This is a genomic window from Psychromonas aquimarina ATCC BAA-1526 (assembly GCF_000428725.1).
Lineage (GTDB): Bacteria > Pseudomonadota > Gammaproteobacteria > Enterobacterales > Psychromonadaceae > Psychromonas > Psychromonas aquimarina.
The window spans coordinates 423,524-448,227 of record NZ_KE386791.1; the positions used below are offsets into that span (position 1 = coordinate 423,524).

A 24,704-nucleotide genomic window follows, 5' to 3' on the forward strand; every position below is an offset into this window, starting at 1 on the left:
ACTTTACTAGATAGGTGTTTTGAATAATACTGTTCTCTTTAAGTGAACAGTTTCGATAAACTTCAGGAATTAAAATGGAAGAGCTAAAACGTGTAGGAGTTTTTACCAAGGTGGTACAGGCACAGAGCTTTTCTGAAGCTGCCCGCCGCCTTGGTGTCGCTAAATCAGCAGTGAGTAAGCAGATTAGTTTATTGGAGCAGGAAGTCGGCGTACGCCTGCTTAACCGTTCGACCCGCAAGTTGAGTCTTACTGAGGCAGGCGAAATTTATTACCGCCATTGTGAACAGATAGTCAACCGCGCCGATATCGCTCTTAATGAACTGCGCCAGTATCAAAACCAGCCGACCGGCACGCTGCGGGTATCCAGCCCCGTTCCGTTCGGCAGAGCACTATTGATCCCTGTAATTAAAGAGCTGCGCAGCCTTTATCCTTTGCTGAAAATAGATCTGCAGCTCAATGATCAGGTAGTTAATATGGTTGAGGATGGTATAGACCTTACAGTACGCATTGGACAGCTGCCGGACTCTAACTTGATTGCTAAAAAACTATGCGATACCTCTGTGGTCCTTTTTGCTTCACCCGAATATCTTGCCCGCTGCGGTACGCCGCAAACACCAATGGACTTGGCGGAGCATCAATGGATTAGTTTATCGATTCTTTCATCCCCAATTGTGGGATCATTTAGCTATAAAATTACCGGGAAGCCGGCAGAACACCAAATCAACAGCAGCCTTAAAATCAACTCGGTAGATGCGGTTATTGATGCCGCCGTACAGGGGCTGGGAATCTCAGCCTTAGTAAAAACCGTCATTCATGAAGAATTACGCACCGGCAAACTTATTCCTGTGCTGCAGGAGTATGAATTAGCGCCGCGAGCAGTCTATGCACTCTATCCTCATCGAGAGCACCTGCCGCCCAAGGTAAGAATTTTCATGGACTTTTTAGAAAAACATTGTGCAAATGCCGACTGGGCATTACCCCGGAAATAATAGAAATTAATAATAAAGTGTAATAATGAAACACAGTATTAACACGCCTAGGTATACTTGATTTATAAGACAACCCTATTCTTATTTTCGAATAAGGCGGTTTTATCAGACTTCGTAAGGTGAATGATATAAAGAGATGCAGAGCGCAGTTCGATTTGACTAACTGTTGTAAAATACCGCATCAACCGTCATAGACAAACGACGGCTGGTGCAGCTGTTTCAGTTAAAAATTAGTTTTGACATTTCAAAGGAATACAAATATCAAAGATACACTTACCTTCTGGATGCTCTTCTGGATTGTTATGGTAGAGTTCATAACATGGTTTGTCATCACATTCGTATCCGCTGGTGCAAAACCATGCAAAAGCTTCTTCCCATGCCTGCTGAATATTGTCAGTAATCACCTCGAAATGACACACGGCATAGGGCCCGCCGCAGACACTTTGAACAGCAATTTGTCCTTCAGGAACAGTTCCTTCAGGAATAACTATGCATGCATCAAAACGGCACTTTTCAGCAGGGGTTACCTCAGGATTATCCCAAAAGATTGAAAGAACCTTACCGGGTCCCGCATAATTTCGAGGGCCAGCCCACTTCATCAGCTCTACGAATGCAGGTTCGCATGTTTCACGGCCATAAGAACCAACCTTACGTATATAGGCAACATTATATTCCGGCATTTCTTTGATTTCTGCGTTCATTGCGTTTCTCCTTTTGTTGTTTAATGAATTCATTAAGACAGTGTCAGAATCATAGGTTGCCTGGAGGGATAATGCGTTTTCATTTTTGCGCTCTGTGTTTCCAATCTTGCTTTTGCGATACTCAGAAGGTGTCGTTCCAAAATGCTGTCGAAAGGCCTTGGCAAAATTTTGTGAACTCGAGAAACCGCATCCCATTGCTATTGTGGTAATATCATCAAGCGGATTAGATAAAAGACGGTTTGCCGCCAGCTCAAGACGCAGCCTTCTTGTAAATCCAGCCGCAGTTTCCCCAACAACAGCCTTGAAAATTCTGTGGAAATGGAACATGGAAAAAGAAGCTGACTCAGCAATCTCTTCCAACGACAGATCGCGTTCGATATTGCGGCTGATAAAATTCATAGCACGACAAACGCGTTTTTTGTAGTCAATTGTGGTGTAGCGCATCAAATTTCCTTATGCAGCATTTTTATTTGAATCTATCTTGATCAAGTCCAAATAGTTCAATAAAAAGGCAAGTCCTCAGAGTGGAACGATTATTACAAAACACAACTGTATTAATATACAGTTAATATTGTACATCCTTATCAGAACTGATCAATAAGCCCCTGTCAACTTAACGATAACATTACCACTTATATTGATACTCTTAACACCTCATATTCATCGAATTTCTGTCAACGGCTGCACTAGCTCACCGACTTAAACACTTATCTGAACCAGTACTTTCAAGGGAAAGCCTTAGAGTATGGTTTTGGGAGCGGAGCATCATCAAACACTTACGGCCTTGGTAATTTTGTTATTTACGAACGTAATGATGGTGTTTTTGCCACCCCTAGAGGAAACGCTTTAATATATGCTGGTGAAGCACAGTGTTACTAGAATGTGACGTGCTGAAGCCCGAAAAATACAATAAAAAGTTCCGGCCTTTGTTAATAGTTGTATTTATTCACATTCATTTACACGGGATTTTAAAATCAACGTGATAATGCTCGTCGTGCCTTACCCATGAAGGTTTTTTTGAAAACTGAATATTCTGCTTTAAATATTCAGCATGCTTGGTTGTGAATAAGTTCGGCTGCAGTTCCGGATCAAAAATAACCCGCCATAAGTCAAAGCCGAGTCTCTTCGACTCTTTGTGCAGCTCAACTATATGAGACGCTAACGCATTATAATCGATACGGTATTCTTCAAACCAGCCTGACGAATCGAACTCGATGTTATAGCCGAATTTGTTAAACGGACTGGTAGGCAGATGAACAGACACACCTTTGTCATTAACGACGGGAGTCATAAAATCCACCGACAGTCCATTTTGATGCGTTTTATGCGGTCGGAATTTACCACCGTCTTCGAAACCTGTTTCAGCATATTTAAATACGGTGTCAGGCATGCTGGTTTGTAAATTTTTATATGAATTCAGTATGATTGTTTTCACTGCGGAATGAACATAGGTTCGTCCAGCAAGCCTCGCAATCGTGCTGTAACTTACATAATTTTTTCCTTTGCCCGGCAGTTCAACTCCGTTCTTTAAACTTCCGTTTGCAGTGGAGCCAAAACAGGTACTTGACTGGGAGCTGGCGCCTGAAGAGATAAATATCAGGCCTATTAAGAATAACTTTGTCATTAAATATAATACTTCCTTGTGCGTTTCATAACTGCTTATCCTTGTTTTATTAACAGCAGTTATGAAGTTTTATTACGTGATCAATGTATGTAAACGTCTACTGCAGCATACGTTTTTCCACCGTCGCCAGTGCATCATCGATAGACTGACGGCCGCTAATGACATTACTGATTGCAGCTTTTTGTCCAAACCAGAACGGCATCATCTGCGGTATATTAGGCATAATCTCCCCTATTCTGGCATTTTCAATCGTTGCCGTTACGCGCGGATCAGCGCTTAACTCTTTCTGGAAACTTTTTAGTGCAGGCGCTCCAATCGGTGCATGCTGGTTCATGTATCTAAGTCCGTCGTTGGTAAGCAGGTAGTTCTCAATAAATTCCTTAGCTAAATCAACATTAGGAGAAGCGGCACTAATTCCTGCACTTAAAATACCCACAAAAGGACGAGAAGGTTTACCATTTAACTTAGGAAGCACTGCTAAACCATAGTTAATGCCGGATTTATCTAAATTTTTCCATGACCATGGGCCGTTTATCATCATGGCGACTTTGCCTTTATTAAATGCAGCTTCAGCAGACGCATAATCAGAGTCTGGTGAAATAATACCGCGGTCTACTAATTTCTTTACAAATGACATCGACTGTTTAGCACCTTTATTGTTAACCCCGATATCCCGGGCATCAAACCCGCTGGAAGTGAGTTTAAATGCATAGGCACCATTTGCAGAAAGAATCGGCCAGGTAAAAAAGGGGGACTGAATATCCCACATTACGGCTTTCTTGTCATCCGGCATAGACTTATCTACTGCAAAGACTTCTTCCCAGTTCTGCATTGGTTTCGCTATTAAATCCTTATTGTATATAAGTGACAATGTTTCAGCAGAAATAGGGTAACCGATATAGTCACCTTTATAGTTCAGGGCACTCCAGGTAAAGTTGTCAAATTTAGATTTAAATTCATTACTTGGTGAAATTTTTCGGAGCAGGCCCGCTTCTGCATAGCCGCCGAAACGGTCATGTGCAAAAATCATGATATCAGGACCGCCGCCTGTTGAAGCAACCTGCGGGAACCTTTTTTCCAGCTCAACCGGGTGTTCGACGTTGATTTTTACCCCTGTCTCCTGTTCAAATTTTTTGCCGATTTCAATAATTCCTTTATAACCTTTATCAGAAGGCGCCCACACTGTAATCACATTATCAGTAAACGCATTGACAGGCAGTGAAGCGGCGGTTAAAAGAGCAGATATAGCAAGTGTTGATAATTTTCTCATTGTATCTTTCCTTTTACGTTGTAAATTGTTCTAGTTGAATGTGGTGATTTTATATTCGAAAGGTTTAAGCTTTACCTCTTGTAAAAGCTTGTTTGAGTAAAACTGCTGGCTGCTGTCAGAAAGGTTAATCATCACTACAACACTGTTCTGCTCTTTTTCACGACTGAAGCAGAAAACAGACTCACTCGTTTCCTCTAATACTTCCGGTCTTGCGCCGTACTGCCCGTTCCATAACACAGGGTTATTTTTTTTCAGCGCCAGAAGCTGCTGGTAGAAATCATCATGTTGAAATTCCTGCCATTCAATCTCGTCTTTTGCAAAAAAAGACAGCTGTTTATTAAGGCCCGATTCTTGTCCGCTGTAGATCAGCGGCATACCTGATAAGGTCGCCGCCAGAACTGAATAGGCTTTGAATGCAGGCCCATACAGTTCAGCATCACATGTCTCCCAGCTGTTTTTATCGTGATTGCTGGTAAAGGCCATACGATAAGCGTGTTCAGGGTATTCAACGGCAGACAATTCAATATGTTCCTTAATTGCAGACACACTGCTTTTACCTTTAACAATGTCACTCATTGCATCATACAGTCCCCAGTCGTAAGTCATGTCAAACGCCTTATTATGCAGCTCTGGAGATGCCCATTCAGCAAGCATAAACACAGGTTTAATACTGTCTAATTCAGCTCTGGCTTTTTCCCAGAATTCCGTCGGCACCAACCCTGCAACATCACAACGGTAACCGTCTATATCAACGTCTTTAACCCAGTAACTCAGCGCATTTATCATGGCATCCCATAATTCCGGCTTTTTATAATCCAGACCGACTACATCATCCCAGTACTCAAGCTCTTTCCCGTTATGGTAAACATAGGAATGAATTTCTCCCTTCTGGTCTTTTTTAAACCACTCAGGATGCTCGCTGACCCAGTGATTATCCCAGGCAGTATGATTGGCCACCCAGTCAATCAGAACATACATTCCCATGTCGTGTATCTCCTGCACCAGTGTTTTAAAGTCCTGCAGTGTGCCGAACTCAGGGTTTACACCGTAATAATCTTTAACAGAGTAACCGCTGCCCATACAGCCTTTGCGGTTTTTTATACCCACAGGATGAATAGGCATAAACCACAAAATATCTACGCCCATTTTTTTTAATCTCGGCAGATGGCTTTTAAAAGCGTTGAATGTACCCTCCGGTGTAAACTGACGGATATTCACCTCATAGATATTGGCAGATTGAGACCACTCGACATGCTTAAACTGACTCTCTTTTGTTTTACTCATTGCTTATTCCTTCTATTTGATAATTTGTGTCTGCTGCCTGCTATATTTTATGAGCAGGCATCTTAGGCTTATTAATCTTTTTGACGGACAGCACCGATGGACTTTCTAACAACTAGTTCAACAGGTGCTATTGTCTGCAGTTTTTTCGGCTCGACACCGGAAAGAACAGCTACAATCGTATCTGCAAGCGGCTTGCAGGAATCGGTGAACGGTGAACGAGTTACAGTAAGAGGAGGTGTAAAATTTTCTGTTTTCAAATGTGCGATAACATCGTCATGAGCGATAACTGACAAATCTTTACCTATGCTGATACCAAGTTCTTTAGCGGCAAGGTAAAGCCCGTATGCCTGACTTACGCAGGAACACACTACGGCCGTCGGAATTAAATCGGCACTGCTGTTTTTAAACCATTCTAGCGCTGCTTTATAACCCTCTTCTTCTACCATTGGACGGTTAACAATAAATGAATCGACAATATCTATGTCCCGCTCTTTCATTGCCTTAGTAAAGCCTTCTGCCCTTTGAGCTGCAAAAGCAAAATGAGACGGTGCATTGAGCATGGCAATACGTTTATGGCCGAGGTCGGCGAGTAAATTAACAGACTGGGACGCTGCATCTAGGTTATCAATATCAAAATAGGCATAATCAACTTTTTGTTGAGTACGGCCATGCACGACAAAAGGAAAGTCCTGCTCTAATAAATATTTTATGCGTTCATCATTGACATCAGGTGCTTTAATAATCACGCCGTCTATGGTCCGGCTGGACACAAATCTTTTAAATGACTCCAGAGCCTTGCCTTTACGCGCAGAGTTGATCAGCAGGTCATAATCAGCATCGCCTAGGTGATGGCTGATATTTGCAAGCTCCTCTACATAAGTCGGAGCATTAATTAATTCGTCAGGTGACCGCAGAACAATGCCGATCATACCTGAACGCCCCGTCGCTAACTTGCGCGCATTTGCGTTTGCCTGATAGCCCAGCTCACTGGCTGCATTTAACACACGTTTTCTGGTTTTTTCACCCACTTCCGGGAAACCGTTAAGTGCCCTGCTGACCGTTGCCTGAGACAGGTTAAGATATTGAGCAAGAGATTTTAGTGTTGTCATGATTAATCCTTTGAGAATTTAAAGCGCTTTAAATTTATATGAATGTCAGTTCAGATCAACAATCACAGTAATTAGCTGTGATCTCGATCTTGAAAGGATTTACAACATAAAGAAAAAGCTCAAAGCGCTTTAAGTTTTGTTTGAAATTACTGACTATAAGATAAATTTCATAAACAGCAGCAGACGGTTAGTTGAGATCTTGAGGTGGAAATTAAGTATCCGCTCGGCTTTGTGTGAAGGTCTTTACTTGAAGGGCTGTTGAGAGTACTGCTCGTGAACGCGTCTGTTTATACGGATCTCAATACTGCTGTCCATTTAGACCGAAATTATTGATAAGTACTGGTTAAAAGCATCAGGCGGGAAGCGCATTTATCGACTTTCTTTTACAATAGTTATTCTTGATTTAAACCAAGTTCTTTCTGCTTTTTTTTAGTAAGGCCCAGGGAAACAATGCGATGAGACTCTTTAAGGTAATAGGCTAAATCTGCATCTGTTTCTTTTGAGCTGTCATAGTGTTGTATCCACTTCATTCCTCGCGAGGCAAAGTAAGGGGCTGGTTTATAACCTTCTAATTCACTTAAAAAATAAAAGTTAAGCTCGGATGTTTTAAAAATAAATGCAGGTTTATCCTTTTCTCCCAGGCCGCCGATTGCAAATACTTTACCGCCTACTTTCCATACATGAGAGTTGTTCCATTGAACTACGTATGTCGATGCCGGTAATGAATGACAAAAGGCATTATATTCGTCATAAGTCATTGTACTGTTCCTCTCCTATTAGGCCGGATGAAATGTGCATTCTCAATTAATTGTATAACGCTATTCATTTTCACCCCCTGAATACACAAATATTGTTCCTGACTGCTTCTGGATTTCTTTTGCTATGATTGACTTTCCAGCACTTGATGTTCCATTGAAGACTATTGATATTTTACGCATACTTCATACCCTGTTGAGCCGCTTGTTAGTCCTTGTTTATTTCGAACATAATTTTTAACCACCTAAGATCCTCTGGACCAAGTCTGGCTTCCTTATGTAAGCGGCTGTCTTCATATACTTCTTTATAAACACGGCAAATCGCAATTTCAGTTAATTGACGCCACCTTTCATTATGCAGTTCGGGAATGCCGGCATTAGATAAATTGGGATCGATTAACGGATCATGTTCAGATTCCGTTGTGCGAAGAGCAAGCTCTAATTCTTGTAATATTGGATTTATAACCTGAAGTGTGCTCGATTCTGCGAATTGTTTGGCTATATTTTCTTCCGCTTCCTTAACTGATTTTTCAATCTGGTAATTACTCAGCTTTTCACCTGCAGGTCTTAAACCATATTTATTTAAAAGACTACCGACTCCAGGTAGTAAGGCTTTTGCTGCAATTCCAGCCCCCAGAACAGGATTAGCTACGGCTGCTAACCCTCCGACTAACAGCATTCCATAGGTTAGCTTTTTATCCAATGAATCAATATCGTTTGCCAGTGATTCAAGGCTGTTTAAATTATCCTTAGACCTTTCTCGAGCAACATCCCCTGCACATTGTCTCATGTACTCTTTCAGCATCACTTCATAGTGGACATTAGGAAAGTGGAATATTCTTCTTTTCGGAAGGTTATTAATTTCAGGCACTGAATCAGGTAAACAGCGCATAGTATGCAAAGCGAATGTGTGCTCTGAAAGATGATAAGGAATAACAAAGTAATGCTTTTCATCATACTGAATATCAACATACTGTGAATATTTTTGGATCGAAATAAAGATCGGCAGTCCATTTACTTTTTCTTTGACGATTGAATATCCAGAAATTAATTCATCTGCTGCTTTATCGGCAACCGTTCGCACTGTATTAATTCCCTTTTTTAATAACTCTTTCATAAATTAATTTGTACCGTCTATTTAATATAAAGCTGATGCATAAGCATAACTGCAGCCGGAGGATAGATTGTCAGCCCTTATCTGTGCCGGTTAGTCTACAAACCCCGGCACCTTAGATTGAAGTATCTTGATCAGTTTTGCATCCATATATTCATAATCATCTGGAATATTTAACGAAATGATTTTTTGATTTTTGATGGCTAGAGCAAACTTACTGCTTAATTTCTTCTTATGTGCTTTTTCCATGACAAAGATAAAATCAGCCCACTCAATATCTTCGACACTTACATGAACCTCTGCATCGTTACTGATGCCTGCTGAATAAACTTCCCAGCCTTGCACATTACTGAAGACAGCCTCAGCCGTTGGACTTCTCAGCTTATTCCTGCTGCATAGGAACAATACTTTTTTCATTCTCTCTCCAATAACAAAGTACCCGGCTTGCTAATATGTGTTTTCGCAAATACCAGAGACTGCGTTTTTCCAATGTTCCATTTCTTTAACATTAATCGCAATGGAATCTTCTTCGCCATTTTCATTGATGAAAATTATACGCAGCATTTTCTTAAGAGGCGATACGCCTTTCAAACGACGAACGAATTCCGCCCCTCGAAGTTTAGCCGCCGGCACTGTAATTACTAAATCTAAAAGAACAAGTTCAAAATACAGATAATTTTCTGTAAGTGCTATATAACCCATACCACTCGTTTGAGAATATCCAGAGGATTCCACAGCCCTGAACATAATATGTTCTACGGGCATTATTAGCTTCTGACCCCGTATTTTTTCTTCTACGCGCGCCATTACAAGTTTCTGACGGCGCCACAAAAAGTAAAAAAACCATATAAGCAGCGAAATTCCGATCAATATTGCTATATACATATGGCTCATAAACAAAAAAGTAAGCGCAAGTAATAATATATTGAGCGCCACAGCTAATATAACTCTCACTGAAACTACCTCCTTCTCTGCTAGACGCCGTCAGCCACGGTACTTTTGCAGCACAGAGCGATGCAGCGGGGCCGGTTGAATAGCTTTATTAGATTTTCGGTTCAAATCTATAGTGACCAGTGATTTTGTAGTCAAAAAGTATATCTTCAATCTCAGGTCCTGAGCCGATGTTGTGAACGACATAAGGATGAGAGCCAAACACTGACTTTTTGTTAACCAATATACCTATGTGGGGAAGGTTTCCCGGGAGCATCCATGTGACAATATCACCAGCACGATAGTCTTCACCACGCTGGCTAACAGGTAAAGAAATCGCATTCCGTTCAAAAAATGCCTGTAGATTTGGTACTCGACGATGATCAATGTTCCGATCAGTTCTCGATAACCCCCATATCTTTTTAGAAGGATAGTGACTGAAATTGTCACGCATATCTTCGTGAACCAAGACCTGAAGATCAACTCCCAGCTTACGATAACTACGAATAATTACATCCGTACAAACACCAATACCTGAAGGAACATCGCCGTTAGGATAACTTAGTTTATGGTATGAACCGTCGTATCTAACCTGAAACTCTGTTCTCTCTTCCGCTGCTTCAACTAACCGCTCGGAAAAATCGCTGGCAAAGCTCATAAATGAGAAAAGAGACAGTATTAAAAATGGAATTCGATTCATAATCATTCTTCCTAAAAATATAACGCCTGCTGAACAGAAACAATGGCTGGCTAAAATCACGAAGTAATGACCAGCTGATATTTTTCCGTTAAAGCACCTAGCACGCAGCGCAAACATTTCCATGGCGTTTGGGGATGTTTGCTCTAATTACGATATTTCTAGGCGTAATCTGATAGTCACAAAACTCTTCTAGTACCACTTGATAGCCCTGCTCCTGTAAGTATAAAGCTCTATCTAAAATGAGCCACATTTCTAACGGCCGTCTAAAAACATGGCGCACCAATTCCATTTTTTGTATGCTGGCGGCTCTAATTTCTCCAAGCGATAGATACTGCTGCCAGTCTACCTGCCCGGGCGCTGTTAAATTATGCTGTTGTAAACACCAGCAGGCGAAATCCTTAAACTCTCCGCTAAACCAGCTTTTATTCACAGAAGGAATAGGTACATAATGTAAATCCTGCATTAAGTCAGCCCTTAAAGCTTGATAGGCCAAGCGCCAAGTCACTTCTTTCTGGCGTAAGACTGCGGCCCTGTTACCTCCTGTTAGCTGTGACTGTACGGCCATTTTTATCTGATCTTTATTTAAGGCTAACTGGCTCTGCTGCGCATAGCTGGACAAACTTTGATACGTTTCAGCTTCTGTTAAATGGTAACAGCAAGGGATCAAATCTATGTTTTCAACTTGATGTTTAACACTTTCTGCAAGCATCTTTGTATGTAAATCACCACAGGCATGCATAGCTACAACATGCTGCTTACCTGCAAGCAGTTCGGCCTGAGTCGTTAATACATCCGCATGAATAAATTTCTGCGGCAGCTGCAGCTTGTCGGCCTGCGTTTGCCCTTGTTGACACAGCTCAGCCTGCCACTCAATACTGTCAATTGAAGTTTGGTGATGAAATGCCAGAATGCGGCCTAGGTGCCCTTTTCCTGCACACCACTCCACAATCGAGCGGTTTTTAAATGGAAAGCTTTGACTAAAGGCCTGTATTTGCTGCCATTTTCTCCCTGCAATATTAGTTTTCAGCCAGAATGGAGAGGCTGCTTCCGTTTGCGCACTCATCGCCAGTTGATGTTTTTCACCCCAGGCGAACATATCCGGAAAAAAGTCTGAAAAACACATTTTCTGCCGCTCAAGCTGAGTATCAATTTTATTAAAATCACTCGCTTTCAGTTCATCAACATACCGGGTTAATGCTGGATTTGACCATGGGTAATCATGATGCTGAAACGGGATAAACTGCCAGTACGAACTGTATTTGTGGAGCAGATTATCGAGTTCAAGAAATGCGTTAACTAAATTCATCTTGGCTCTATATGTAGAAAAATTTCAATTTAACCTTAATTTACCTATTTTAGCGAGTAACTATTTAGCTTTAGGCATTGATTTCTTATCACCAGTACTAACTGACAGACCTGTTTATAGTTGATATAACAGGAGTGTCGGCTGCGCATAATAGATACTGAATAGCGTAAACAATTGCTGTATCATCGCGTGCAGATTTTTCACAGTATTTAAGAACCACTATGGCAGCACAAAAATTTAATCCAGAGCAGACAGATTTAACAGCAGATGATCGTTTTGACTCAGAAAAACAGAGCGCACTGCTTAAGCGCAACAAAGAACAAACCTCAGGTAAAATCGTACTTGCTACGATTAACGCCAGGTTTATCCATGCAAGTTTGGGATTACGCTATCTATACGCTAATTTACAAGAATTACAAAGCGCTTGTGAGATAAAAGAGTTTGTTATTCAAACCCGTGCCATGGATATTGTTGAGCAGATCTTGGAATCAAAACCAGAGATTGTGGGTTTTGGTGTCTATATCTGGAACATAGTTGAAACTACAAATGTTGTCAGCCTGTTAAAGGTGATCGCGCCGGAAATCAAGATCATTTTAGGCGGGCCGGAAGTGAGTTATGAAACCGAGCAGCAGGCTATTGTCGACTCAGCAGATTTCGTATTGACAGGTGCGGCTGATTTAAGTTTTTATCAACTGTGTAAAGATATATTAAATGCGTCGGAACCTGACAAAAAAATCCTTAAATCTAAGCCCGTTGAATTAAAAGATATTGAATTACCCTATCAGTATTACAGCGATGCAGATTTAAAGCATCGTCTGCTCTATGTTGAAGCATCACGCGGCTGCCCGTTCAAATGTGAATTTTGTTTATCATCATTAGACAAAGTATCAAATCCATTTGAGCTGGACTTATTTCTTGAACAGATGGAGATCCTCTATCAACGTGGTGCGAGAAATTTTAAATTTATCGATAGAACCTTTAATTTAAACATTCAAAAAACCATGCAGATTATGCAGTTTTTCTTAGATAGATTAACTGACGATCTCTTTCTACATTTTGAAGTGGTACCGGACCATCTGCCTAAAAAATTAAAAGAGCTGCTGACCCAGTTTCCCGAAGGCACTTTGCAGTTTGAAGTGGGGATTCAAACCTTTAAACCAGAGGTACAAGCTAATATCAGCCGTAAGCAGAATAATCCTAAATCAAAAGAAAATTTACTTTGGTTAAGAGAACATACCAACGCACATATTCATGCGGATCTTATTTTTGGTTTACCGGGTGAAACCTTGGAAACATTTAAAGAGAGCTTTAACGAACTCTATCACTGCCGCCCCCATGAGGTTCAACTGGGCATTTTAAAGCGTCTAAAAGGTACTCCAATAATCCGCCACACTGAAACATTCGACCTGCGTTTTAGTCCATTGCCGCCGTTTACTATATTAAGTAATGATTGTGTTGATTTTGCGACCATGCAGCGTTTTACCCGCTTTGCTCGATACTGGGATATGATTGGTAATTCTGGGCATTTTAAACATTCGCTGGCAGAGATGTTATCTGAAAATCCTTTTGATGATTTTATGGCGATCGCAGACTGGCTCTTTAGCCAAACGAAACAAACACACAAAATTAACCAGAAAAGACTTTACGAGCTAGTTTCGCAATCAGTCCAAGCTTTATTTCCAGACAGGCATCAGCTTGTTGTTTCTAAAATGGAATTAGACTTCCCCTCGGCGAAACTAAAAAGCCGCTTCAGCAATCTCAATCTTTATGCGGGTCAGCAGAGTGAATCAACAAGGCCAAACAAGTTAGCGCAGCGCCAGCAGCGACATGCGTTATAAAACGGTGATGCTAGAACGCCACTAAATCAAGCCAGGTTTTCCTAAACCGAGTCTGCTAAGCAGGCTTGGTGTTTTCCGTACTAACCGCACCGCGTTTATCATCCCTGGTGAATACGTACAAAAACTGGAGCGTCCATATATGTCCTCGCTTTTTGAGGAGTAACACTGACACTTAACGCTTTGCTCAGCAAGCATTATGCGCCCAGTGACTGCCTTGTATGCGAGTTTTAAAAACACGATGTATTTCACAATACATAACTCGAAACATTACTAAAATAATTATTAATTAGAACAATGCCAGGAGCACCATCATGGGTGAAGTCATTGCACAATTAATAATTATTGGTGGAAACCATTTAGCTTTCCATTTAGGACGACTATTTCTTACTATCTGTTCATTTGGAAAATTATCCATTGAACCTTTGCCAAAAAAGTACCCAGCAAATTGGGTTCAAGCATTTGACGGTGAAAAAGTCGAACAAGCATCAACTAAAGCTCACTATAATATGTCCTATTCAATAGCTATCGCTATCGGCTGCGTAATCATCATTACACTTTTTGGTTTTGGATTATTCTTCTTTAGCGAAGCTTTATTCGAACAAAAGCTTCAAAGTATCAATTGATTTTACCCCGCCTCAACGGCAGGCGCTCAACCACTATCTGCATGCTTTACAGCAAGAGTTACAAACTCGACTATATCAATTTTAAAAAATTTCATAACGACATACATCCTAATTAAAAAGTTTACGCCCTGCTGACAGGTAATAAAATGCCTGGTTAAAATAAGCGTGAAGAAGAAACGCCTGCTGTTTTTATGTGAACCAGGGAATAGTGATTGAACGGAAAAGATAGAACAGCCAGCCTTTTCAAAAAAAGCCTCTTTATTTTAGGTATCCAAAGATTTGAGGTTATGATGGCGATGTTATCAAGCATACCGTCGTTAAAGTTATATAATAACGGGTGCTCATAGCGACACAAACCATGCAGAAGCTCTAATCACACTGCGTTCATGGCCGGTCGCCTTCAAGAATTCGACACTTTCACTCTTAGTCAGCACATAGGTTTCGGTATTTACCAGCGGATGACACTGAAATGCCTGCTGCCGCCAGATATCATCATCCATCAGCAGTTCAACCCGGTTTTCACTGTCATTGATCAGCGCCAGCAGCGACACGGAACCCGGTGTTACCCGCAGATATTTATCCAGCCGCTCTGCTGAAGCAAATCCCAGGCGGGAAATAGACATCTGCTTGGACAGTTGTTTCAGATCAACCTTCTTTTCCGGTGTCGTTAACAGCAGAAAATGGCGACGGCCATAGTTATCCCTCAGAAACAGATTCTTTAGCCTTGTTCCCTGGCGCTGCAGGTTCAACTTGTCAGCCTCATCACAAGTCGCAAGGGGGGGATGTTCATAGCACACCGGGCGTATATTCAGCTGTATAAGCAGTGTATCCAGCGATGCTTTGGCAGTGATAAGATCTGTCATCTGTAAACATTTCCTCTATTCATACAGTAATTCAAGCCGCATCTATATTCGTAAATGCAGGCCAAACTTTACATTTACTCATGCAGCCGTCAATAAATACCCTTCCATTCAAAAGAACTTTTTCATCACCACTCATACTCGAGCCAGGATAAGCTTTAACGATTATTTCTAAATGCCGCTATTACACAAGTTACCCGCTTTAACTACGGATGAACTCAGCAGAAAAATTACTAATAAAAATATCTCTGCAAACCTTTATATTATGCTCTATTTAAGGCGCATCTTTTTCATCATGCTGCCAGGGCCATCGACCTTCGACTTCAAGATGAAGCGTCACACTGAGGAAAGTACGTATTAATATAATCAGCCCAAGGACGGCTACGTTCTCTAATGTATTTGCCACAACCACTGTTCTTATAATGTCTCCGGCAATTAAAAATTCTAAGCCCAGCATAATAGACCGGCCTAGTTGTCTTCGGTAGGTACGATAGGCGGCACCTTCTGCTAACTGCCGATATGAACGCAGAAAGGTAACCGAAGAAAGTATTGATCCGATAAGAACAACAAGAACACCAATAGCCTCAATGCCGTAACCTGCTGCAGATATTATTTCAGTAAATTCCATAGATTTTTCCCTGTTAATTATCCGTTTTCCTAACGCCGTTTAAAGCCCTAAAAGCAACTGCTATTGTTTAATTACATACTCTTCATTTCCAATAGAGTAAGCCAAATTCTATGCCCAAAGGAATAACAAACCCAAAGAAAACGCCACCTAAAGCATAAACGCTCAAAATCCAGTCTGCATCATTTTTTGGTAAATCGATATTTGGATGCTTAACAAATGTACCTTTCACCAATATAGTTCTATAGATAAGTCTTGGGTAAAATCCATACAAAGAAAATACTCGCCTGCAGTATAGTAATTGCGCCATAAAACAGAAAAACACAACTGTAAACGGCATGAAAGCGATAATATGCTTACCGTCATTTGCATTAAAGGACACAATACAACAGAAAATTAACAGGCTTAAAATTAACCCGCCAGCTATTTTCAGAGTAAATTTAAGGTGATAAACAGGCTCTAACACCACATATAAAATGGCTAAAGCATATATTTGTAACCAAAAATCCATTTATATAATTACTCAACTCTAATTATAAGATTAACGTGGTAAACAACAGTCCATAAAACGACGTTGTTTTGCCGGCTTGTTCTTTCAGCAAAACGATGGCAGCCGTTAATGCACCTGCTTGATCTGCTTTGTCAGGCTGTTCTCAAAGCAGACAGCTTCCAGTAAAACAACATCAAGGACAATACTGACCACGGCATTAGCAGCCACCAATAGAAAGATGTTGTACCGTCTATTCTGTAGCCATAGATTAAAATCCCTGCACTTACTAACAACGATATGCAGTAAATGAACCAAAGGCCAACTAAAACATTATTGGCAAAATTTGAGGTGTTATGTGTATGTTCTGCACATGCATAAAAAATCCCCCCCATTCCAACTGCCCCGCCAAAAGATATTTGGGCAAATGACAATAAAATCACCATCCAAAGTGACATGATTTCTTCCTTGTTTAGTAGGTCTCACCACACAAAAAGTGGGCACGTTATGCACTATAAAGTTTTATTAAGGGCTGGTATGAAACGACAGTCCCCGGAGGGCCGAAGGCCCGGAATGAACTTAGCAGCTTATTAGGTGCACGTCTTTTCGCCGGCATAGTTAATTTTGTAGTTATGATAGCTATCGAGAACTTGATGATAAATGCCCGCAGACTTAACAATTGCGGCAGGATGAAAAGCATTAATCAGTAACATATTATTATACTTGTGAACCCGTTTACACACATGCTCCATCTCAGGGAAAACGTGTTTCTTTACCGGCTTGAATGTACCACAAAGTACAATTACATCAGGTTTAATAAGCTCAACCTGGCGTTTTATATAAGGAGCATATTCATTAACATGGGCATCAAACGACTTTTTGTTTGTCCTGGATCCACCTGCAGTTTTTCGCATATTAATATATGCGATACTCCAAGCAGCTTCCTTTCCAAAGGATTTTGCATCCTTAAAACTAGGTACTTCCCCGGAATAGTTTGCTAAACCATAAGCCCATCGACCGACTCTTCGGAGCACTTTTCCTTTCCACCAGCAGCTCTTCTTTGAGGACAATGCGTTAGTTATAGCATTTACCACATTTTGCCTGGCTTTATTGGTTTCTTTAAGTATGAAGAGAACCTTCAGGTCTGATCTTTCCCAATGATCGGGAGAAATAATTCCATCACGGTTGAAATGCCATTTTTCAGTAGGGAATTTCTTTTCCCATACATCAAGAAGTGAATCATGGCATTCAACTTTACTTATTGTTAGATCATCCATCTCAATATCTCATCCATAAAAATTGAGGGGCAGTCTTGTATTTTGCTGACAACTCCAATTGAAAATATAACAGCTTATTAGGCAATATTTGCTAAAAACTTAGGGTTTTTTAAGGCTAAATCATAATCATACTTTCGATAGAAAGGCCATATACTTTTGTCACCAAGTAGGTAATCATCGGTGCTTATACTCTTAAAAAAGACTCCACTAGAAATCCTATAGAACAATACTTTTAATGATCTTACAGAAAGTAAACTAACTCTCGGCCATTCATACTCAAGTTCAGAATGTAGGAAAATAATCCAGCGACAGATCACTCGTTTATCATGCTTTGATAGTTCGATTTTATGAGATTTAAAATCATCATATAAAAACCATGATTGCTCAAACACTTCAAAAACAGCCCTATCATCAGAATCAAAGTGGCCTTCAAACTCTAAGTCATCATACTCAAGGTTATCAATTTGTCCGCTAATTAAGTGCCTCAGCTTTTCAGATAGTAACTTTCTCTTTTCGATATCGATCAAACTAAGCCCCTATACGAAATGTGTTGTATAACGCCCATACCACGAGCAATTGAATGTTGGACTGCTTTTTTGCATCCTTTGATTTTTCGCAAAAAACAGGCCGACGTTTAATTGTCCCTGTACAAATTTTTGTCCGCTGTAATTACTGGCATAGAATTTCCTTAACCTTGCCCAATGATAAAACCTTATTCAACTTCGCTGTATCAGGTTCGTAACCACCAGTATCGGTATAATTAGATACAATAATTGAAGCTGTTCCAGAGTAACCACAATGACCTTGCTTTTTAGGCGGTACTTTAAGTGATTTTCTTGCTTCAATATTTGGTGCAAAACAAAACCATACTGACCGATTACTTTTTTGTTTTCTAATTACTAATTTTGCAGTTTCATCATTTGGATTAAAACACACTACATCACCTAAATACTCTAACGATTCTGCATCTGTGTAATACGTATAATCACCAACAAAGGTTATTTCTTGGTTTGCAAGTGAACTAAATGAAAAAAGAAAAACAATTCCACTACAAAAATTGCGAAACACCTTCATTGAAACTCCTTTACAGCTGACGCCTTAATACTTGGCAAAATTTTGAAATTCGAGGGGCAGTCTTGTCTTTTACTTTAAAAAGTAAGACTTGATCCCATATATGTTATTTATCAACAACAATCCCAGTTGTACCAAACTTCTGAAAAGTCACATTTAGATAATAATTCAGGTTTTATGAAAAAATTACCGACCCCACTGTCTCCCCACATTATGTCAACCTCTTCACAGTCAGATGTATCCATTTGAAACAGTAACAGCCAATTTTCATCTGTTTTTTCATAACTTCGAGGATCTTCTTGAGTAAAGTAGGCATATCCACCGACTTTGCTGCCGGTTGCATCTAAGTTTTCATAAATATGATCAGAAACTTTCTCATCTAAATCAAATATATCTCCGACAATCGGTTCAAATCGGTAATCGCTTGGCGACGGAAGTTCTTTTACTAATGTAAAACTCAAAGAATACTCCTCACATAAAGGTAACATGCAGTTATTCGAAGCAACGGGGAGATCACTTTCTATTTCCGAAAAGAATTCTGGATGATAAATAACTCTATAACCATTAGGTTTTTTAAGAATATCGTCTAATGGTGTTTCGAAATCTAAGCCATATACATCATCATTCTCTATGAAAAACTGCAAAATACCGTTTTCAGGATACCCAGCTAAATGCGGCATATCTTCAAAGTTAATTTGACTCAATAAAAATAAAGGAGCCCCTTCATTAGAAGAAGGATATTCAGCCCCTTTCGGCCAATACGCTTTACCTCCAAATTTACTGCTCCATGGATGCTTTGGTGCTTTTGCAATTGGTTTTATTTTTACAGTCTCTAATTCATGTGGTTTGAGTTTTTCAATAATTACATCGATCTCTTTTTGAATCCCCATAAAACTTAAATCCTTTTATTATTTTTTAGTACTTCCGATACTATGAATAGATAATTAATACTTTACTTAAAAGCTTCACATCCAGAAAATGGCGTACAGCTTTGGTGAATGTTAATTTAACTGCTTGTTAAGTCTCTCTTCGTACAAATTAAGCTTATTTAAAAATAGATTTACGAAATATCTATCATTTTCATTACAAGCTATAGACAAAGCAAAATCAGCCTCTTTCTTTATGATTTTACATTGCTCAAGAGTAGCACCGTCCATTGCATATAAGATGCCCGCAGGCCACTCATGCTCACAATGTGAGAGCCAGTATAATATACTCTTAAGAAGCAGCTCTTTACCTTCGCTATTTGAGGGATCAATCTCATAGCATTTACGATAAAAATCCATTTCAACCAATGAACCTAGCTCTTCAAAAATACCTTTAGTTTGGTAGATATTTTGAATTAACTTTCCAAGCCAAAGAGTAGATCTGTAATCATTAGACTCAAATCCTTCTTTGAGTATTGGATATACAAGCTCAATAAAAATTTCATACCTGATGCAGCTATGCCGGTTCTTTTCAAGGTTAGGTAAATAAGACCAAACCCATGTTGAAATTTCGTCATTATCCTTAAATGAATTAACAAATTTTTTAATCGAATTCGTGGCTTGCTTTTTTAAACCAGCTTCAAGTTCTCGTTCAAAACTTTCGTAATACTCAATATTCATAAGAGACTAAACGCCTTATTATATTTTTTGGGCTAACTCATCCAATTTTTCCTGAGCTACAGCAACTTGCTCTCCGTATTCTTCTGAAATATATTCTAACAAGGCGCAAAATATTGTTGGCTAAAATTGAGCGTAGCGAAAATAGCTAACTGTATCTTGTCGCACTTTAACGGATTGTTATAAATTTTTACTCAATCCATTTCAGCTTAGCTAGCTCTTTTTTATCAAATGAAAAATAAGTATCCAATATCGAACACGATTTGGATTGTGACTCGACAGATTCACACTGTAGTAATCGAAATACCTTCCTCTGTTCATGCTGAGTACATTCCTTATCATATGAAAATTTTGACTTAGGCTTACAGGCAAATTTAGGATTGATTTCAAACTTCCAAACCCTGGAGTTAGAAAGCAAGATAGTAGGCATAGAAACCTCTTTTATTTCCTTATAATCGAAGGCTTCCCTCTCTCCCCCTAAAGCATGAATAACGACCACATCACTCTTAATGATTAGATAGTTCTTATTCCAAGCCATTTTACCTAAGAATGCATACGACGGCTGCCAAGTCCCAGTAGGAATCTCCATAGGGCTTGCCCAGCTAAAAATTGGAAAACACAGAAGCGCGAGAAGAAAAATGTGACTCATGGATTCTCTCAATAATTTATAACATAACGTTAAGCAGCGAAAAATAGTTGGCTACAATTTGTGAAGCACGAACAAAAGCCAACTGTTTTTTGTCCGTTTGAACGACTTGTATATATTTATTTTTCAGTAATCACTGAATAGTAATGAGTAATACTAGCTTCGGCTCCTAAGGAGATACGTTTAGACACGTTGAGGACAGGCCAAATGAATGCCTCTCCTGTATCTATTTTTCCCATACCAAAATGTTTGTTGCCATCAATGCTTACCCCACCCCAGACAACACCACCATGGTTTTTCCTATAAACCTCACCGATATAAAACCCAAACATTTTAGTAAATTCATCAATCTGTTCGCTTGGCATTCCACTTTTCTTCACGTAATTGCTCAAGCTTTCGAGTGTATTTTCGATTTGCAAAATACTTGCGTCAGACCAATCTAACTCAATATTAAATTTTGACCTTACGAAATCAACACAATCAAGTGAATATGCCTCTGCGATCTTTTGTACATTATCATCATTATGAAACTCGATATTTGTTTCAGTTGCTTGAACTGTCGTTGAAAAGAACATAGCTATAATCGCCTTTATTATTCGATTAAACATTAAACTTCCTCAATAAATATAACGCTGCATTAAACGGACTAAAATTGTTGGTTATAATGTGAAGCACAACGGAACCTAACCAACTTTTTTAGTTCCGTTTAAATGCCTTGTATATGCAAGACTTTAAATGCTATTAATATTTAGTTTTGCTTCGTATTCAAGTTTGTCACCCTTGATAGGCACTGCTGATTGACTCCGCTGTAAAATACTAACGTACTCTTGCTGACCAAGAACATCCCAAGCCAAATTGCCCTCGTAATTAGAAATATCATTTTCTGAAATGTATTTTAATACCTTAGGGTGTTTAAAAATCAAATTTTGCATATGACTGTTGAAGTTAGACATTGATTCTTGAAACTCTTTCCCCGTTTCCTGAGTCCAATTAACGTAGTAAATTGACTCATCGAAATCTTCCCTCTTTTGGTAAACCCCATTCCCGTCAGCACCAGACCAGTTGTGAATTTTAATTGAAAATAACTCTGAACCACAATTGATGGGGAAAATTGTAGCTTTACTGTCTTTCCCAAGTTCGAAAGTTTCTCTTTTAAAGTAGATATTTAGAATAAAAAGAGCTCCTAAAGCACGTAACAGATTCCCAATATTTCCTTTTGCTAGGCTTTTTACTCGCTCATGTTTAACAGCTTGGTACGCTTTTTTCCAATCAGACCCACTTGTTCCCCTTTTATGCGCCTTATGCAGAGGTTTCAAGGTTTTATTTTTCTCATCTTTATAGTGAAAGTTAGATGAGCTAAGAACCAGAACCTTTTTACTAAGCAACCATTTTTCTTCTAAGTGTTTAAGACAGTCAGTATCAAAATATAGATCACGATCCGTTGGAACCGTTCCACCATCCTCTATATATAAGTCTTTAGAAATTGATTCTATTTCAACCGAACATCGTATTAGCAATTCTGATATTTTTACTGAGTACACGGCCATTTGAGAATCATCGAAGTGTACTAAATTAGAAAGCTCTAACGCTTCTTTTTCGATATTTTTATAGATTGGCCAATATAAATTCGACACTCGACTACTCCGTTTGCATATAACAGTTTTATATACATCACAGTGACGCAATTGCCCTGCTGTATATCTTATTCACTTAAAACATCACAATAACCAAAAGATCAAATCAATTCAATGAATTGTAAATATATGTAAGATAATCGTGATTCGACAAATAGATCACCAGGATGATATGCACATTTTTCAAACGAAGCAGGCAAAATACGGAGGGGACGCTGCTTGTGTTTTGTTCAGCATAACTGAACATAAGAGGAGTAACAGCAATTTTCAGCAGATCAAAAATCAATCAGATCCTTAATCAAACAATCGAGATGACCATTAAATAAATAGAGAATTCGAGGGTCAGGTTTATTTTGCAAGACAAAGGTTCGCCGCATAACTTGGGTTGATCATTTAAGAAATTAAGTTGTGTGTCCAGTCAATGGGCCCATTTCTCTCTTCTAGTGATTCCATTTGTATATACTCTCCTATTAGTTTTAACCACCAGCCATAAACGATTAACCCCCGCACTTGGCGAGGGTTTTATTATTTACTTACGTATTTTATTCAACTGACACATGCATCATAAGATCAAACAGCTTTCCTAAATCTACATCATCAATAGGCTTATCATCAAACAAATGCTCTCTAATTTCTATTTTAGGTACAGCATTAATAAAAAGCTTATTTTCAAATAATATTCCTATTAAGTATTCATTCCCATATCTTGAATGTTCATAGTATGAATGATCTGCTGTAAAACTTGCCTCTGTTTTATATCCACCATCAACATTCATCAAATTACATTTTTCAGTCTTTACAGAATCTATAGAACCAGTACCAAATAATGAACATGTTGTTTTTTCATGAATTAAATATTTCTGCATTTGATCTAACTGAACAACTTTTGATACTGTGATTAAACCCTTTCCTTTTAGCGGATAATAAGTAAATATCCCATTGGTAGAATCATCAGTTCTAGAGATTGAAATTTCGTATTCCATCTCGTTTGTTTCTTCATTAAGTTTGTCTTTTAGCACGCACTCATATTTGTCTGCTGTACATATATGCTTTATTTCATCAACATCATAATTTAACACTTTAGCAATAGTATCAAAATCACCAAGAATTTCAGGATCAACCACCTCAGGCTCAACAAGCTCTGATTCAACAACTTCCTGTTCGGCAGTCTCAGGCGTAACCGCTTCAGTTACAATTTCAGTAACGGTTTCAGGCTCTACAATTTCTGTAACAGTTTCAGGCAGACCAAGAATTTCATTATCAATAATTACAGGTTCAACAAGGTCGTTATCAACAATTTCCGGATTAACAGTTTCAGCAGTAATCGAGTCTATTGGTTTAACCGTTTCAGCTTCATTCGTTTCAGTAATAAGATCAACATTCACCGGCTCAATAGTTTCAGTAACAGCCTCAGGATCAACAATTACAGGCTTAACAGTTTCAGGCTCTGCAGTTTCAGTAGTAACCGGATCATTAATTTCACTAACCGTTTCAGCTTCATTCGTTTCAGTAATAGGCTCAACAATCACCGGCTCAAGAGTTTCAGTAACAGTTTCAGGGTCAACAATTACCGGCTTAACAATTTCAGGCTTTACAGTCTCAGGCGTAACCGTTTCAGTCACATTTTCGGTGACAGTTTCAGGCTCAATAGTTACCGTTTCAACAGTTTCAGTAAGAATTGGCTTTATAGGCTTAATAAGCTCAGGTTCAACAACAGCAGGATCAACCGTCTCAGTAACAACAGGCTTTATAGGTTCAACTGTTTCGACAGCGATTGGTTTTGTAGTTTCAATCGTTTCTGTAATGTTCGGCTTTATTGGCTTAACAATTTCCTGATTAACAGTTACAGGCTTAACCGTTTCAGGGTGGATCGGCTTTATAGGTTTAACTGTTTCCGTGATTATTGGCTTAACAGTTTCCACAGTTCCTGTATGGATAGGCCTTACAGGTTTAATAATTACCGGGTTAACGATTACCGGCTTAACAGTCTCGCTAACAACAGGGTTTATATTATCAACATTTTCATTATTGATAACTTCATCTATATTTTTATCGTCTATAACTTCCTTATTAACAACGTCCTGTACGGCTTTTGTGTCGTCTGCTCCATCAGATCCACAAGCACTTAAAATTAAAGCCATACTTAGTACAATTGCATTTTTTTTCATTAATTATCTCTATTAGTTTAAACCGCCCAGGACTGCCCTGAACAGCGGGCGAGACAATAGCAACCCATGATTACCATAGCAATCAAAAG

Annotated in this window: 28 protein-coding genes; 3 read left to right on the forward strand and 25 right to left on the reverse strand. The window is 39.3% G+C overall.

Annotated elements, in window-relative coordinates; genetic code table 11:
• The first annotated feature begins 74 nt into the window (after positions 1 to 74).
• Complete coding sequence (locus G337_RS0121300; protein ID WP_028865641.1) at positions 75 to 989, forward strand: LysR family transcriptional regulator; 915 nt, start codon at positions 75 to 77, stop codon at positions 987 to 989.
• A gap of 230 nt (positions 990 to 1,219) precedes the next feature.
• Here the strand turns inward: G337_RS0121300 and G337_RS0121305 are convergent, their stop codons facing one another.
• The 12 genes from G337_RS0121305 to G337_RS27040 all read right to left on the reverse strand — a co-directional run bounded on the left by G337_RS0121305 (position 1,220) and on the right by G337_RS27040 (position 11,782).
• Positions 1,220 to 2,134, reverse strand: a complete 915-nt coding sequence (locus G337_RS0121305) for an AraC family transcriptional regulator (protein ID WP_037028286.1) — start codon at positions 2,132 to 2,134, stop codon at positions 1,220 to 1,222.
• A gap of 508 nt (positions 2,135 to 2,642) precedes the next feature.
• The gene (locus G337_RS0121310; protein ID WP_028865643.1) at positions 2,643 to 3,314 is read right to left on the reverse strand and encodes a penicillin-insensitive murein endopeptidase; all 672 of its coding nucleotides are present in this window, start codon (positions 3,312 to 3,314) and stop codon (positions 2,643 to 2,645) included.
• A gap of 97 nt (positions 3,315 to 3,411) precedes the next feature.
• On the reverse strand, positions 3,412 to 4,584 hold the full coding sequence (gene malE, locus G337_RS0121315) for a maltose/maltodextrin ABC transporter substrate-binding protein MalE (protein WP_028865644.1): 1,173 nt from the start codon (positions 4,582 to 4,584) through the stop codon (positions 3,412 to 3,414).
• Between the two features lie 30 nt (positions 4,585 to 4,614).
• Positions 4,615 to 5,868: an alpha-amylase family glycosyl hydrolase gene (locus tag G337_RS0121320; RefSeq protein WP_028865645.1), complete on the reverse strand. Its 1,254-nt coding sequence runs from the start codon at positions 5,866 to 5,868 to the stop codon at positions 4,615 to 4,617.
• A 71-nt stretch (positions 5,869 to 5,939) separates the two neighbouring features.
• Positions 5,940 to 6,977, reverse strand: coding sequence for a substrate-binding domain-containing protein (locus G337_RS0121325; RefSeq protein WP_028865646.1), 1,038 nt, complete (start codon positions 6,975 to 6,977; stop codon positions 5,940 to 5,942).
• Positions 6,978 to 7,369: 392 nt separating this feature from the next.
• The gene (locus G337_RS0121330; protein WP_028865647.1) at positions 7,370 to 7,735 is read right to left on the reverse strand and encodes an MmcQ/YjbR family DNA-binding protein; all 366 of its coding nucleotides are present in this window, start codon (positions 7,733 to 7,735) and stop codon (positions 7,370 to 7,372) included.
• Between the two features lie 60 nt (positions 7,736 to 7,795).
• A complete protein-coding gene (locus tag G337_RS29645) occupies positions 7,796 to 7,915 on the reverse strand; it encodes a phosphotransferase-like protein (RefSeq protein WP_157619426.1) in 120 nt (39 codons plus the stop codon).
• A gap of 25 nt (positions 7,916 to 7,940) precedes the next feature.
• On the reverse strand, positions 7,941 to 8,849 hold the full coding sequence (locus G337_RS29350) for a hypothetical protein (RefSeq protein WP_245597694.1): 909 nt from the start codon (positions 8,847 to 8,849) through the stop codon (positions 7,941 to 7,943).
• A gap of 90 nt (positions 8,850 to 8,939) precedes the next feature.
• Positions 8,940 to 9,263 (reverse strand): low molecular weight protein tyrosine phosphatase family protein, encoded by a 324-nt coding sequence (locus G337_RS0121340; RefSeq protein WP_028865649.1) that lies wholly within the window; start codon positions 9,261 to 9,263, stop codon positions 8,940 to 8,942.
• Positions 9,264 to 9,293: 30 nt separating this feature from the next.
• Positions 9,294 to 9,800, reverse strand: coding sequence for a hypothetical protein (locus G337_RS0121345; RefSeq protein ID WP_028865650.1), 507 nt, complete (start codon positions 9,798 to 9,800; stop codon positions 9,294 to 9,296).
• Between the two features lie 88 nt (positions 9,801 to 9,888).
• Positions 9,889 to 10,476: a DUF1287 domain-containing protein gene (locus G337_RS0121350; protein ID WP_037028288.1), complete on the reverse strand. Its 588-nt coding sequence runs from the start codon at positions 10,474 to 10,476 to the stop codon at positions 9,889 to 9,891.
• A gap of 97 nt (positions 10,477 to 10,573) precedes the next feature.
• On the reverse strand, positions 10,574 to 11,782 hold the full coding sequence (locus G337_RS27040) for a methyltransferase (RefSeq protein WP_051303481.1): 1,209 nt from the start codon (positions 11,780 to 11,782) through the stop codon (positions 10,574 to 10,576).
• Positions 11,783 to 12,003: 221 nt separating this feature from the next.
• Between G337_RS27040 and G337_RS0121360 the strand changes: the two genes are divergently transcribed.
• Positions 12,004 to 13,620 (forward strand): B12-binding domain-containing radical SAM protein, encoded by a 1,617-nt coding sequence (locus tag G337_RS0121360; RefSeq protein WP_028865652.1) that lies wholly within the window; start codon positions 12,004 to 12,006, stop codon positions 13,618 to 13,620.
• A 311-nt stretch (positions 13,621 to 13,931) separates the two neighbouring features.
• Positions 13,932 to 14,243 carry a hypothetical protein gene (locus tag G337_RS0121365; protein ID WP_037028290.1) on the forward strand — a complete coding sequence of 104 codons (312 nt, stop codon included), beginning with the start codon at positions 13,932 to 13,934 and terminating at the stop codon, positions 14,241 to 14,243.
• Between the two features lie 341 nt (positions 14,244 to 14,584).
• Here the strand turns inward: G337_RS0121365 and G337_RS0121370 are convergent, their stop codons facing one another.
• The 13 genes from G337_RS0121370 to G337_RS0121430 all read right to left on the reverse strand — a co-directional run bounded on the left by G337_RS0121370 (position 14,585) and on the right by G337_RS0121430 (position 24,615).
• Positions 14,585 to 15,106: a prolyl-tRNA synthetase associated domain-containing protein gene (locus tag G337_RS0121370; protein WP_037028292.1), complete on the reverse strand. Its 522-nt coding sequence runs from the start codon at positions 15,104 to 15,106 to the stop codon at positions 14,585 to 14,587.
• Positions 15,107 to 15,377: 271 nt separating this feature from the next.
• Complete coding sequence (locus tag G337_RS0121375; protein ID WP_028865655.1) at positions 15,378 to 15,731, reverse strand: DUF1622 domain-containing protein; 354 nt, start codon at positions 15,729 to 15,731, stop codon at positions 15,378 to 15,380.
• An 82-nt stretch (positions 15,732 to 15,813) separates the two neighbouring features.
• Positions 15,814 to 16,239, reverse strand: a complete 426-nt coding sequence (locus G337_RS0121380; RefSeq protein ID WP_028865656.1) for a hypothetical protein — start codon at positions 16,237 to 16,239, stop codon at positions 15,814 to 15,816.
• Positions 16,240 to 16,370: 131 nt separating this feature from the next.
• Positions 16,371 to 16,673, reverse strand: a complete 303-nt coding sequence (locus tag G337_RS0121385) for a hypothetical protein (RefSeq protein ID WP_028865657.1) — start codon at positions 16,671 to 16,673, stop codon at positions 16,371 to 16,373.
• A gap of 132 nt (positions 16,674 to 16,805) precedes the next feature.
• Positions 16,806 to 17,492, reverse strand: a complete 687-nt coding sequence (locus G337_RS0121390) for a uracil-DNA glycosylase family protein (protein ID WP_028865658.1) — start codon at positions 17,490 to 17,492, stop codon at positions 16,806 to 16,808.
• A 77-nt stretch (positions 17,493 to 17,569) separates the two neighbouring features.
• Positions 17,570 to 18,019, reverse strand: coding sequence for a hypothetical protein (locus G337_RS0121395; RefSeq protein ID WP_028865659.1), 450 nt, complete (start codon positions 18,017 to 18,019; stop codon positions 17,570 to 17,572).
• 142 nt (positions 18,020 to 18,161) lie between these two features.
• Positions 18,162 to 18,566 (reverse strand): hypothetical protein, encoded by a 405-nt coding sequence (locus G337_RS27045; protein ID WP_051303483.1) that lies wholly within the window; start codon positions 18,564 to 18,566, stop codon positions 18,162 to 18,164.
• 110 nt (positions 18,567 to 18,676) lie between these two features.
• Positions 18,677 to 19,453, reverse strand: coding sequence for a YwqG family protein (locus G337_RS0121405; protein ID WP_028865660.1), 777 nt, complete (start codon positions 19,451 to 19,453; stop codon positions 18,677 to 18,679).
• 111 nt (positions 19,454 to 19,564) lie between these two features.
• On the reverse strand, positions 19,565 to 20,170 hold the full coding sequence (locus G337_RS0121410; RefSeq protein ID WP_028865661.1) for a hypothetical protein: 606 nt from the start codon (positions 20,168 to 20,170) through the stop codon (positions 19,565 to 19,567).
• 187 nt (positions 20,171 to 20,357) lie between these two features.
• Positions 20,358 to 20,756, reverse strand: a complete 399-nt coding sequence (locus G337_RS0121415; protein WP_157619428.1) for a hypothetical protein — start codon at positions 20,754 to 20,756, stop codon at positions 20,358 to 20,360.
• Between the two features lie 176 nt (positions 20,757 to 20,932).
• Positions 20,933 to 21,421 (reverse strand): hypothetical protein, encoded by a 489-nt coding sequence (locus G337_RS0121420; RefSeq protein ID WP_028865663.1) that lies wholly within the window; start codon positions 21,419 to 21,421, stop codon positions 20,933 to 20,935.
• 123 nt (positions 21,422 to 21,544) lie between these two features.
• A complete protein-coding gene (locus tag G337_RS0121425) occupies positions 21,545 to 22,447 on the reverse strand; it encodes a hypothetical protein (protein WP_028865664.1) in 903 nt (300 codons plus the stop codon).
• Between the two features lie 542 nt (positions 22,448 to 22,989).
• Entirely contained in the window at positions 22,990 to 24,615 is a 1,626-nt protein-coding gene (locus G337_RS0121430) for a hypothetical protein (protein WP_028865665.1), read from the reverse strand.
• Between the last annotated feature and the right edge of the window lie 89 nt (positions 24,616 to 24,704).